Here is a 12,103-nt window from a genome sequence, read left to right as displayed (position 1 = left end):
TGTAACTTCTGCCTAAATAAGTAAAAGAATCTGTGGATTTGCCTGATTTTGTCAAAGAATCGGTGCCGCAAATACAGATTCTTTGCACTTTTCAGGCTCGTCTGACTAAAACGTTTGCACTTTTCAGGCACGCAATCCAGAACTCCAGCAAACACGGTCGCGCTACCCAAAAAAGAAACCCCAGCCGAAGCTGGGGTTGTCAATTCACTGGAGGCGAGACCCGGATTCGAACCGGGGATAAAGGCTTTGCAGGCCTCTGCCTTACCACTTGGCCATCTCGCCATATGAAAAAGGCCGAAACGAATCCGGCCGAAAAATCATGGAGCGGGCTACGGGGTTCGAACCCGCGACCTCAACCTTGGCAAGGTTGCGCGCTACCAACTGCGCTAAGCCCGCGAACGCGAGGAATAATATACGCAAGTTCACGGCTGAGTGCAAGTGTAAATTTCAAAATCGTCAAACTTTTTTAGAAAAGTCACGAATCCTGACTTGCCTAAGAGGTGGATTTTTCTTGCAAAACTTGTAAATAAGAGCAGGTAGATTGCTAAGTGTGACTGCTTGCCGTATCATAGAACAAGAACTTTTTGAATGAGGTTGTATGTTCTTTATTCTTGCGTCGCTCATAGCTCTTTTGACGCTTGCGTATCTTGTCGCAAGCGGTTTTGTTCGCGTGGTGCGCTATTTTTGGGGCTGGCTTTCGTCTGGCGAGAAGATCGATGGGCTTGCAGGCGATGACGTATCGCCCGCACCCCAGACTGCTCCGTTCTCCAAGCCAAAACCAACGCAAGCGGAGCTCTCAGCGTATTTAGACACGATGCATCTTGGCTGGTATCAGGTGGTCATCCTCTTCATAGTGGGCTGCATGGCGGGACTTCTTATCGAAGAAATCTGGATGCTCATTACTGCTGGCCTGACCGAGAGCAGGGTTGGCCTCATCTGGGGACCATTCTCTCCGCTTTACGGAACCGGCGCCGTGTTTCTGACTGTTATTTGTTATCAGTTGCATAAACACCATGCCAATAACTTGGTCATTTTCCTGGTTTCGGTTGTTGTTGGTGGCACGCTGGAGCAGCTTACCGGCTGGGGAATGCAAGAGATTTTTCACTCGGAATCGTGGACGTACGCTCATCTTCCAGACGCCATCACACAGTGGGTGGCCTGGCGATTCTTAGGATTTTGGGGCATTTTGGGTCTGATTTGGTGTCGGGTTATTATGCCTCGCGCGCTCTACAAGATAGGTGAGCCAACATCAAAAAGGCAAGCAATTTTTGTTACCCTGCTTACGGTGTATCTTGTTGCCGACATCACTATGACGGTGGCGTGTCTGGCGAGAAAAGCTCAGCGAGACGCTGGTATTTCTCCGACAAACGCGTTTGAGATGTGGGTAGATAATCACTACGACGACAGCTTTGTATCTACTCGTTTCCAGAACATGACCTTTACACCGCCAGACTCGGCAGACAAGTCGTAGCCGTCGAGCACCGTCCACCGGCCCGCCCGACAGCAAGTCGCCGATCGTCGCAAGCACGCAACGCCGCACGCACGTAAGCCCGCAAGACCGCGAGAAACCCAAAGGATTTGTAATGCACATGCCTTCTGCAAAACCAGAACATCCAACAGGCAACGTGTACCTGGACTTTGCCGCAGCTACACCTATGGATCCACGTGTAGTTGATGCAATGATTCCATACTTCACGGAGAAGTTCTACAACCCTTCAGCACCGTATGCTCTGTCTCGCCAGGTTCGTGACGAGGTGGAACGTGCTCGCGCTGTCTTGGCGCATGTCATTGGTGCTCGTCCAGGAAACGTGGTGCTCACAGCAGGTGCTACAGAGGCCAACAACCTGGCGTTTGCAACGGTCTCTGAAGACGCGCACGTTATCGTTGATGCTATTGAGCATGAGAGCGTCCTTGCGTGTGCAGGGATTTTCTCGCACAAGACACTTCGTGTAGAAGCAGACGGTCGTGTGGACCCAGAGCGGGTTGCAAAAGCGCTCAAGCCAGAGACTGAGCTAGTTTCCATTGAGCTTGCAAACGGGGAGATTGGCACCATTCAGCCTATCCGAGAGATTTCGCAGGTACTTGCCAAGGAGCGCTCGCGCAGGCTTGCGGCAGGGGAGACTCGTCCGCTGCATTTGCACGTAGACGCCTCTCAAGCTGCTGCATACCTGAGCGTGAACGTGTCGTCTTTGGGCGTGGACATGTTGACGCTTTCTGCAGCAAAGCTTTCCGGTCCAAAGCAGGTAGGTCTCTTGTGGGCCTCCGATGATGTGCGCTTAAGGCCGCTGGTGCTCGGCGGCGGACAAGAAGGCGGTGTCCGCTCGGGTACGGAGAACGTCGCGGGCGTCATTGGCTTTGCGTGTGCTTTAGCGCTTGCTGATGAGACTCGCACTGACGAGGCAAAACGGGTTTCTCGCCTCAGAGATCAGCTACAGGAGCTGCTTTGCACAGAGTTTCCGCAGATGATTGTCTCGGGGCCAAAGAACGCCAAGCTGAGGCTTCCTAACCTGCTACACGTTTCTTTCCCGGGACTTGAGGCTCGCCGTCTGGTCATTCTGCTGGAGCGCCTGGGTGTGTCGGTAGGAACAGGCTCTGCATGTGCCGCATCAAAAATGCAAATATCTCACGTGCTTGAGGCAATTGGCGCCCCGCGAGAAGTGGCCGCAGGAAGCCTCAGGTTAACACTTGGAAGAACTACCACAGAAGACGACATCTTGTACGCAGCTTGGGCAATCGCTGAGGCTGTTAAGCAGGAGTCCGCTCGTGTAGGAGTGACATGGGAGAACTAGTTTACCTTGGCATGAGTGGCGGCGTTGATTCGGCGCTGTCCGCGGCCTTGCTTCTTGAGGCGGGCTACAACGTCAAGGCTATCTATATGCGCAACTGGTCAAAGGACTTGCCAGGCTTTAAGTGCCCTTGGGCAGATGACCTGGCTGATGCTGAACGCGTGTGCGTAACGCTGGGCATTGATTTGGACGTGTGGGACTGTGAGGCCGAGTATAAGGCTACCGTTGTGGATTACCTGCTTGATGCCTATGAGCACGGCCGTACGCCTAATCCAGACGTTATGTGCAACCAGACGGTCAAGTTTGGCACCTTTGCAGAGCGTGCTTTTGCAGAGGGCGCTGATTTTGTTGCTACAGGTCACTATGCACAGAACGTCCCGGGCACCAAAAAACTTTTGCGTGCCGCAGATGCTCACAAGGATCAGACTTATTTCCTATGGCGTGTACCAGGTCATTTGTTTGAACGCACGCTTTTTCCTATTGGACACATTGCCACCAAGGCAGAGGTACGCGCTTTATGTGCGGAGCGAGGTCTGGGCATAGAAACAAAGCCAGACTCTGACGGCATTTGTTTTATTGGCCCCGTTGGCTTGCGCACGTTTTTGCTGGACACTTTTCAGAAAAAGCAGGGCGACGTCATTGAGTGGGAGACAGGCAAGGTTCTTGGCACCCATGACGGAGCGTTCCTCTTTACCGTTGGCCAAAGAAAGGGTCTGAACATCGGTGGAGGCCCTGCTCGCTATGTAGTAGCAACCGACACGCTTAAGAATGTGGTGTATGTAACCTCTGACCTCAACTGTCCTGCGCTCTGGACTCGTCGCATGGAGCTCTCGGACATGCACTGGATTTCCGGAGAACCTGCAGCTAACGGTAGGTATGTGGTCAGAACTCGTCACACAGGCGCGCTGGTTCCCGTAACGTTTACGCTCACAGACAATCAATGTGGATTTATTGAATTTGACCAGCCGGTAAAAACTGTTGCAGCAGGTCAATCGGCGGTTTTGTACGATGGCCAGGAAGTTTGTGGCGGTGGCATTATTGAGGCCGACAAGAGTATACTTGAACGGTTCATGTAAAATAAAAAGCAGGTAGGTGGCGAGAAACCCTCTGAGGTTGCATCGTTTACCTGCAAAGAGTGTTGTTTCTGTACACGTATTGTGATCCAGAGTCCAAGGAGGTGCCCATGGATCGCCCAGATGGCGCGTCTGAAACCGAGCACCCCTCATCTACACCGAAGGTAACGGTGAAGATTGGATCTACAACCGTTAAGGGTGTTTCAACCAAAAAGCCTAAGATTAGTGTTGCTCCAACTTCTTCATCTGAGCAGGTTGAAGAGGCAAAAGAGAGCTTTGGTCAAGTTAGAAAGAGCATTCTCTTCCTCTTTGCTGTTGTAATACTGTACGCACTCTATATCGTTTTTTCTGGTCAATTTGATGAGTTTGTTGTTGCTCTAGCAGACGTAGATACAGGTTGGCTTATTGCTGGCGCTCTTTGCTACTTTGTCTACTATTTCCTGGGTATTCTCGCCTATGTAATTTCAGTCATTACAGATCCCGAGAGTCCTGTTGGTGTTCGTGACCTGATGAGCGTTGAGGCGTCGGGTATCTTCTTCATGAACCTTACGCCAAACGGTGCAGGTGCTGCTCCTGCTCAAATTTATCGCCTTACTCGTGCGGGAATTTCCGTGGGTCAGGCAGGAGCTCTGCAGTTCACCCGCTTTGTTATGTACGAGGCGGGCGAGGGCATCTTTGCAGCTCTGATGCTTATCTTTAGGGCCAATTATTTCTACGAGCAATTTGGCGATGTAACCGTTATTGGCGTTATTTTGTTTGGCGCAAAGATAGTGATGGTTGCAGTTATCCTGGCCATTTGCCTGCTTCCTAAAATGGTTAAGACCGTGGGCAACTGGGGCTTAAGGCTGCTTTCACGTCTTCGTATCGTAAAGCAGTACGACCACTGGCATGGCATCATTAACACGCAGGTAGATGAGTTCTCAAACGGCTTTAAGACTGCCGCAAAGAACATCCCAGAGATGTGCGTTGTTCTGCTTGTAACACTGCTTCAACTTGGCTGCCTCTATGCACTGCCATACTTTGTTTTGCGAGCACTTGGCCAGCCTGCAGACCTTCTGACCTGCCTTGCATCTGGATCAATGCTTGAGCTCTTGACCTCGGCCATTCCACTTCCTGGTGGTACTGGTGGTGCAGAGGGTGGCTTTGCCTTCCTGTTTGGCCATATGTTTGGCGAGGAAATTGCCGCAGGCTTTGTGCTTTGGCGCGCTATTGAGTATCTGCTTCCAACTATGGCCGCAAGCATGCTTTTGGGCCTTAGATCTCATGATCACGAGCCTATCTACCACAAGTGGAACCGTTTCCGTCAGCGTTTCTCGGCTTTTGTAAATGGCGAGAAAGGCGCTGTTGCTTCTACATCGTCTCGTCCAGAGACCTCTGGCATTCAAATTAAGGTTAAGCGTAAGAAGTAGGGAAGAAGTAAGGAAGAAAAGCCAGAATGTGGCTTGATACGTATCTTTGCTCTATTGGACCGCTGCGTGTGCAGTACTTGTAAAAGAAAGCATCCTTATGCGTAAACCACCAAATCCTATTTTGATTATTCTGGCACCTATTCTTATTGCCGTTGCCGTTGGTCTTGTCTATGATCTGCAGAATTTCTTACAGGACATTCCGGAAATACGTGACAATCCAATGCTCTTAGCAGGCGTAGCTGTGTTTATACCAATGCTTGTGGCTTTGGTTAAGGACACGTTTGACGCGCACGGACTCTAGATGAAGGCTATTTTTGTTGTGTTGGCTTTGAGAAAAAGAACAGGTATATTCCAAATCCAAGTTTAATTGCTGCATCAATATAGGCAGTTATTGTTAGTGGGATGTCTGGAAAAATATAACCTATAGCAACATTGATGGCACAGAGTATAGCCAGATAAATCATCGATTTTCCGTGCACAAAGTAATAGAGGAAAAAATGCAGTGCCGTGGCCATTAACGCACCCAACCAAATAAGTCTCCAGTTTTCAGTTGCAAAAAATGGTCCACCTAATAAAAACATCAAAATGAATAAGAAAATCACCGCGTATAGAGACATTTTGTTCTGGAACTTACTTGAAGGACCATCGGAAAACTTATTGAGAACTTTCTTATTTGTATTTATGGATAAGAAGGCTGCAACATATCCAAAGCTAAATACGGACATATTGATAATCTGTTTTCCACCTATTACGGTAGCTGCAAAAATGATGAGAGCTACAACAATTAACCAGAGACCGCATGATTTCTTATAATTAAAGCACAGCTTCTCGTCTTTGTTATATTCCAGAAAGTTCATAAGTTTCTCCCTCAATCGAACGACTTGCCATAATACTTCTGACCGTATGCTTTTACAATCCATTTGCCTATTTTTTAATAATTGAGGTGCAGAAGACGTACGGGTTTAAAAGGCGGTCATTCATTTGATAGCCCGCGGTATTTAAATAGTCATCAATGCATTGATGAGACGCTCTTTTGCAAATTTCTAAAAAAGTTGAGTTTGACGGTTGCAAGAGGGGCGGGTTTCTCGTAATATATCCCTTGCTGCATCCCCAGCAGCAAACATATTCGGGCGTTTAGCTCAGGGGGACGAGCGCTTCCCTGACACGGAAGAGGTCATAAGTTCAAATCTTATAACGCCCACCAACTGTTCACAGGTCAGAGTAATCTGGCCTGTTTCTTTTTGTGAATATAAGTAGTAATCATTATTGTTATTGACAAAAGAGTTAAAGAGAGTAAACTTCTAACTAGCACGTTTTACAAATTGTTTTACTTACAGAAAGGAACTGACTATGTCTCTTATTGGTAAGCAAATTGGTGATTTTAAGGTAAACGCATTCCAGAACGGTAACATCACCGAGGTAAGCAAAGAGTCCACACTGGGTAAGTGGAGCCTGTTCTTCTTCTATCCAGCTGACTTTACCTTTGTCTGCCCAACTGAGCTTGAGGATCTTGCTAACAACTATGACAAATTCCAGGCTGCTGGCGCAGAGGTCTACTCTGTCTCTTGCGACACTGAGTTTGTCCACAAGGCATGGCACGAGGAGTCCGAGCGTATCTCTAAGGTAACCTACCCAATGCTCGCTGACCCAGCTCACGTTCTTGCAAGGAACTTTGAGGTCCTTATTGAGGATGCTGGCCTTGCTGAGCGCGGTGCTTTCATCGTTGACCCTGAGGGTGTCATCCAGGTTGAGCTTGTCACCGCTGGTGGCATTGGCCGTAACGCTGAGGAACTTCTCCGCCTTCTCCAGGCTGCACAGTTTGTTGCAGAGCACGGCGATCAGGTCTGCCCAGCTAAGTGGCAGCCAGGTGCTGAGACCCTGAAGCCAAGCCTTGACCTTGTTGGTCAGCTCTAAGATTTAGGAGCTTACAATGACCGACGTCAAAGACCTCTACGACGCGGTGATTATCGGCGGTGGGCCAGCTGGGCTCACCGCCGCCCTCTATCTGGCCCGCGCTCGCTACCGTGTTCTAGTTGTCGAGAAGGACCATTTTGGCGGACAGATCACTATTACTAATGAGGTCGTTAATTACCCGGGAGTTTTCTCTACTAGTGGCTCTGAACTCTCAGAAACCATGCGTAAGCAGGCTGAGGCCTTTGGCGCAGAGTTTTTGCTGGCAGAAGTTACTGACCTGGACATGTCCGGAGATGTCAAGGTAGTTCACACCACCAAAGGTGAGCGTCCCTGCCTCTCCGTTCTTCTCGCCTCAGGAGCACACCCACGTCATATCGGCTTTGTGGGAGAAGAGGACTATCAGGGCCACGGAGTTGCTTACTGCGCCACCTGCGACGGCGAGTTCTTTACCGGCAAGGAAGTCTTTGTTATTGGTGGAGGCTTTGCAGCCGCAGAAGAAAGCGTATTTCTAACTAAGTACGCAAAGCACGTCACGGTTCTTGTGCGCGAGGAAGCATTTACCTGCGCCCCTGCGTCGTCCGAGGCTGCTCGCACAAATCCAAACATTACGGTTCTCTACAACACTCAGGTTGAATCCGTTGCCGGAGATTCCGCACTTAGGTCTATTACGTACAAGAACCTCAAGACGGGCGAGATGACCACGTTTGCTCCAGAAGATGGCGATTCTATTGGTGTCTTTGTCTTCGCGGGTTACGCGCCAGAGACCGACCTGGTAAAAGAGCTGGCACAGACTGATGATTACGGCTATCTGATCACCAACGAGCATCAAGAAACAACCCGTGAGGGTCTTTTTGGTGCAGGTGATGTGTGTCAGAAGCCATTGCGTCAGGTTGCAACGGCTATCGGTCAGGCGGCAACCACCGCTACTGAGATGGAGCGCTATATTAAGCGCGCTCAGGAGAAAACTGGCCTTGTTCCACAGATGAACGTCACGCGCATCTCGTCTAAGAAAGAGGCTCCTGAGGCTCCAGCGGCTAAGAGTGCCTCTGACTCCGGAGAGATCTTCACCGATGATATGAAGGCACAGCTCAACGCTGTCTTTGAGCGCATGGCGCGTCCGCTTGTGCTTCAGCTTGAGCTTGATCAAAGACCTGTTTCTGAGGAGCTTGTAGCTTACATGGAAGAACTTTCTTCCATGACCGACAAACTGAGCGTTCAGACGGTTTCAGGCACGGGCGAGAAGAACCTTCCTGTTGTTCGTGTGTGCGCACAGGATGGTACGCCAACAGGTCTTGCGTTCCATGGTGTTCCTGGCGGTCATGAGTTCACTTCGTTTGTTCTTGGCCTCTACAACGCCGCAGGTCCTGGTCAGCCTATTAGTGACGAGGATAAGGCATCCATTGCCGCTATTGAGTCAAAGACACATCTGCAGGTCTTGGTAGGACTTTCTTGCACCATGTGCCCAGACGTTGTTGTAGCTGCTCAGCGTATTGCTGCAGACAACCCTCAGGTCACCTGCGATGTCTATGACATCAATCACTTCAAGGAACTCAAAGACACCTACGATGTCATGAGCGTTCCTTGCTTGGTTATCAACGACGGCCAGAAGGTTGACTTCGGCAAGAAGAATCTCTCTCAGATTTTGTCACTGATTCCTTAAGATCCATTTGCGTCCAGGAGAGGGTGGCGCTCATGAATATGCCGAGAAGATCAACGGTCTTCTCGGCATTTTTTGTGACTTTTAAAGTGAACACGTATAGCTAGTTTGGAAGTACAAAGCTACCTTTCTACAGGGCTTTTTGCTGGTAGAAGCCTGCATCAGTAAAGCCTTGAGCGCGATAGTAGGCTCGCGTTCCAATTGAGCTGATGACGTTAAGACTGGTATAACCCACATCTGCTGCAATAGAGGAGGCTTTGGCAAGAAGTTTTTGACCCAAGCCTTGGTGCTGAGCAGACATTCCTTCTGAGCCCAGCGAAAGCGCCTGTCCGTACACGTGGAGTTCTCTGATCATGGCCTGACCTGGCTGTACCAGCAGCTCATTGGCGGTAACATCACATGCGCCAGCGGTCAGTTTGTCCCAGTGGGGAAGTGAAAGCCTACAGAAACCTGCGATTTTATTGTCAGCAGTTACCCACTGCAGGAAGTGCTCGTCACTGACTGCGGTAGTGTAGGTAAAGTCTTGAAGGGTAAGTTCCGAGGCTCGTACCTGCTGCTGGTTAATCTCTCTAAAGCGAATCTCCTGCACGCGGCTTGCAACATCTTTAGCAGCAAGCTCTTGCTCAACCATCTGGCGCAGATTGGTGTGTTTGTTTCCCACCAGAATATCGGTGGCACTAATGTCTCTAATCATGCGAGAAATACGCACGTATGGAGGCGTTGCAAGCACGTCTTGAACAAGCACGTCTACCAGTTCATCTTTGGCGTATGGCTGCCATGCACCCTCACGGTATTTCTGGACCAATTGCGTTCCAGATACCAGAGCACAGGGGTAGAGTTTAATCTCATCAGGGAGAAATCCTGGATCTGTGACAAATGTTTTAAAGTCCCGTTTATCTGCTTCAGGGGTTGCGCCTAAAAGATTGACCATCAGGTGAGAGTGGATTTTAAATCCGTACAAGCGAATCAGCGAGAACGCTCGTTTAATCTGGGCAACGTTCATCTGACGCTGGTTTGCGTCAAGAATTTCTTGACGTGTGCTCTGAATGCCAATTTGAATTTTGGTACACCCAAGCTGCCTAAACATGCGAAGGTTATCCGGCGTAATAGTGTCAGGTCTGGTTTCTATTACAAGGCCAACCACACGGGCAGCAGCTGTTTCATTAACGTGTTGTTGCTCCACCAGCTCATCATAGGTACTTTGCATCTGAGACCACGCGTTTTGGTGAGGCTGGCTGGTGTCGTAGAGCTTATGAAAAGCCTGGTTATACGTGGCAGTATCATCAAAGACCGCTGCCTGCTGTTCAGCAACAAAAGAAGAAAGTGCCTCTTCAGAGTTCTGCAAGCCAAACGAGGTGTACCAATTCAGGCGCTCCTGGATGTGGCTAGGAGAGTTTGGCCACTCATTAAGCGCACGGAAGAGCTCTTTGATAAACCAGTACTGATAACTCTCTGGATAATCGCTCCAGGTGCCACCGAGCACAATAAGCTCCACTTTGTCGGTTGAGTGGCCCATCTGATGGAGCGCTTGAAGACGAGCTGCAACCTGTACGTATGGATCAAAAAACGTGAGTTCAGCGCGCTGACAGGCAGGCTCGTTAGCAAGATAGCTCTTAGGCATACGCAGATCACACGGGCAATAAATGCAATTACTTGAGCAGGTATGCGGCCTGGTAATCACGGTAATGGTAGCCACGCCAGAAGCGGTGCGACGAGGCTTCATACGCACGGAGCGGATAAATCTTTCTTCCAGCTCAGGCGTTACATTCCACGATTGCCACAGCTCATCATTGTTCTGCTTGACCTGCAAAAAATAGGGGAGAATTGCTCGTTTAGGAATGAGTTTCTCGCGCTCTGTACTGTGGGCGCTAGAGTCAATTCCGCTGTTGTGCGAGTTAATGAGCATCTCAAGTTGATGTGTATCAAGAGCGCCTTGTGAGCCATCTCTGAGCTGCTTCAATATGTCCAAAATGAGTTCATCCATACAAACAGTATAGGCAATAAGGTGAGCTTCTGGCCTTTAGGAGTAAGACGGTGACGTAAAATCTCTGTATGGAAACTTCTTCTCACATAACGCACACTCAATCTATCAGCGCATCTACCGCTGAACGGCTGAGTCACGTAACTTCTGAGTTTTATGCTCAGCAGGCGCAGAGTTTCTCGGCCACACGACAGATGCCTTGGCAGGGGTGGCTTAAGTGTCTAGACGTCATGCCTCAGCTTTTAGTTGGCGAGAAACCCTCTGTACTCGATGTGGGCTGCGGCAACCTGCGCTTTGCTCGCTTTTTACGCGATGAGGCGGGGATTGTCCCTGCAAAGTATTTTGCTGTAGACAATTGCAAGCCACTGGTAGAGAGTGGTGAGGCAGACACTCATGTCTCTGAGCTGGCATTTATTGAATTAGATGTGATAAAGAGCCTGCTTGACGGCACGCTTTCTTCGCGGCTGATCATTCCGCCTTGTGATTTAGTGGTTGCATTTGGTTTTTTGCATCACGTACCAGGTGTAGAGAAGAGACTTCAGCTTCTGCGTACGTTGTTAGAGAAAGCCAAACCTGGCGGCTATGTGTGCGTTTCTTTCTGGCAGTTTATGAACAGCCAAAAACTTGCTGCCAAGGCCCAAGAAACCACTGCTCAAGGGCTGCGTGCGCTGGGCATAGATGCCTCAGAACTTGAGGAGCATGACTATCTGATTGGTTGGCAAGATAAGGCGGATACCTGGCGCTATTGTCATCACTTCTCGCAAGAGGAGCTTGATGAGCTTCTTGGAAGTCTTGGCTCTGACGTGCAAGTTTGTGCGCAATTTAGCGCAGATGGCAAAGATAACAATCTTAATCGCTATGTGATTTTGCAACGTGTATAACTGTCCAGACAATATCTTGCTAAAAATGACCTCGTACAAGATAATCCCCCGCACAGAAATTGAACCGCCTCCCATTTCTTGAACTCGAGAAATAGGAGTCAGTTCAAAACACACCTAAGTCGGATAATCTGTCAAAAAGACGTATACATGACGCAGAAATTACCACAAACATGCAGATTATCGTCATTAGGTGTGTAAAATGCCCGCAATTGAGCAGAATATCTGACTTAGGTGTGTTCCGTAGATACTAAATTTATCGATAGTTAAATTTCTTATATAAGTCTATTCATGTTTAAGCATATTAGATAAAGTTTATGCATAGGGATGCATATCAGGTAGTACGACCGCCTAGCTGCCTAGCTATCTTGATTAGGAACATGTCGATTCTTCGGCAGAACCTAC

At 49.2% G+C, this 12,103-nt stretch carries 10 protein-coding genes and 3 tRNA genes; 9 read left to right on the top strand and 4 right to left on the bottom strand.

Translation table 11 applies throughout. The features are described from left to right. Positions 1-208: 208 nt before the first annotated feature. A tRNA-Cys gene (locus tag HMPREF1493_RS06635) sits at positions 209-282 on the bottom strand. Positions 283-320: 38 nt separating this feature from the next. Next, positions 321-396 (bottom strand) — tRNA-Gly (locus tag HMPREF1493_RS06630). 202 nt (positions 397-598) lie between these two features. Between HMPREF1493_RS06630 and HMPREF1493_RS06625 the strand changes: the two genes are divergently transcribed. The 5 genes from HMPREF1493_RS06625 to HMPREF1493_RS06605 all read left to right on the top strand — a co-directional run bounded on the left by HMPREF1493_RS06625 (position 599) and on the right by HMPREF1493_RS06605 (position 5,569). Then, on the top strand, positions 599-1,471 hold the full coding sequence (locus tag HMPREF1493_RS06625) for a putative ABC transporter permease (protein ID WP_035428850.1): 873 nt from the start codon (positions 599-601) through the stop codon (positions 1,469-1,471). A 118-nt stretch (positions 1,472-1,589) separates the two neighbouring features. Then, positions 1,590-2,789 carry a cysteine desulfurase family protein gene (locus HMPREF1493_RS06620; RefSeq protein WP_232215535.1) on the top strand — a complete coding sequence of 400 codons (1,200 nt, stop codon included), beginning with the start codon at positions 1,590-1,592 and terminating at the stop codon, positions 2,787-2,789. Continuing rightward, complete coding sequence (gene mnmA, locus HMPREF1493_RS06615; protein WP_035428849.1) at positions 2,777-3,862, top strand: tRNA 2-thiouridine(34) synthase MnmA; 1,086 nt, start codon at positions 2,777-2,779, stop codon at positions 3,860-3,862. The genes HMPREF1493_RS06620 and mnmA overlap by 13 nt, the downstream gene beginning before the upstream one ends. A 107-nt stretch (positions 3,863-3,969) precedes the next feature. Next, positions 3,970-5,268: a lysylphosphatidylglycerol synthase transmembrane domain-containing protein gene (locus HMPREF1493_RS06610; RefSeq protein WP_035428848.1), complete on the top strand. Its 1,299-nt coding sequence runs from the start codon at positions 3,970-3,972 to the stop codon at positions 5,266-5,268. 97 nt (positions 5,269-5,365) lie between these two features. Continuing rightward, positions 5,366-5,569, top strand: a complete 204-nt coding sequence (locus HMPREF1493_RS06605; RefSeq protein WP_156095541.1) for a hypothetical protein — start codon at positions 5,366-5,368, stop codon at positions 5,567-5,569. A 7-nt stretch (positions 5,570-5,576) separates the two neighbouring features. On the opposite strand, the gene HMPREF1493_RS06600 is transcribed toward HMPREF1493_RS06605, so the two are convergent. Continuing rightward, positions 5,577-6,125 carry a DUF6609 family protein gene (locus HMPREF1493_RS06600; RefSeq protein WP_035428846.1) on the bottom strand — a complete coding sequence of 183 codons (549 nt, stop codon included), beginning with the start codon at positions 6,123-6,125 and terminating at the stop codon, positions 5,577-5,579. Positions 6,126-6,396: 271 nt separating this feature from the next. On the opposite strand from HMPREF1493_RS06600, the gene HMPREF1493_RS06595 reads away from it, so the two are divergent. From HMPREF1493_RS06595 to HMPREF1493_RS06585, 3 genes are all read left to right on the top strand, one after another. Continuing rightward, positions 6,397-6,472, top strand: a tRNA-Val gene (locus HMPREF1493_RS06595). Between the two features lie 146 nt (positions 6,473-6,618). Continuing rightward, on the top strand, positions 6,619-7,182 hold the full coding sequence (ahpC, locus tag HMPREF1493_RS06590; RefSeq protein ID WP_035428843.1) for an alkyl hydroperoxide reductase subunit C: 564 nt from the start codon (positions 6,619-6,621) through the stop codon (positions 7,180-7,182). Between the two features lie 16 nt (positions 7,183-7,198). Then, on the top strand, positions 7,199-8,842 hold the full coding sequence (locus tag HMPREF1493_RS06585) for an FAD-dependent oxidoreductase (protein WP_035428841.1): 1,644 nt from the start codon (positions 7,199-7,201) through the stop codon (positions 8,840-8,842). A 127-nt stretch (positions 8,843-8,969) separates the two neighbouring features. Here the strand turns inward: HMPREF1493_RS06585 and HMPREF1493_RS06580 are convergent, their stop codons facing one another. Beyond that, positions 8,970-10,823, bottom strand: a complete 1,854-nt coding sequence (locus HMPREF1493_RS06580) for an elongator complex protein 3 (protein ID WP_035428839.1) — start codon at positions 10,821-10,823, stop codon at positions 8,970-8,972. Positions 10,824-10,891: 68 nt separating this feature from the next. Between HMPREF1493_RS06580 and HMPREF1493_RS06575 the strand changes: the two genes are divergently transcribed. After that, positions 10,892-11,701, top strand: coding sequence for a class I SAM-dependent methyltransferase (locus HMPREF1493_RS06575; RefSeq protein WP_035428837.1), 810 nt, complete (start codon positions 10,892-10,894; stop codon positions 11,699-11,701). Positions 11,702-12,103: the final 402 nt, after the last annotated feature.

Source organism: Atopobium sp. ICM42b (assembly GCA_000564995.1).
GTDB lineage: Bacteria > Actinomycetota > Coriobacteriia > Coriobacteriales > Atopobiaceae > Lancefieldella.
This window is presented reverse-complemented; position numbering and strand designations above follow the sequence as displayed.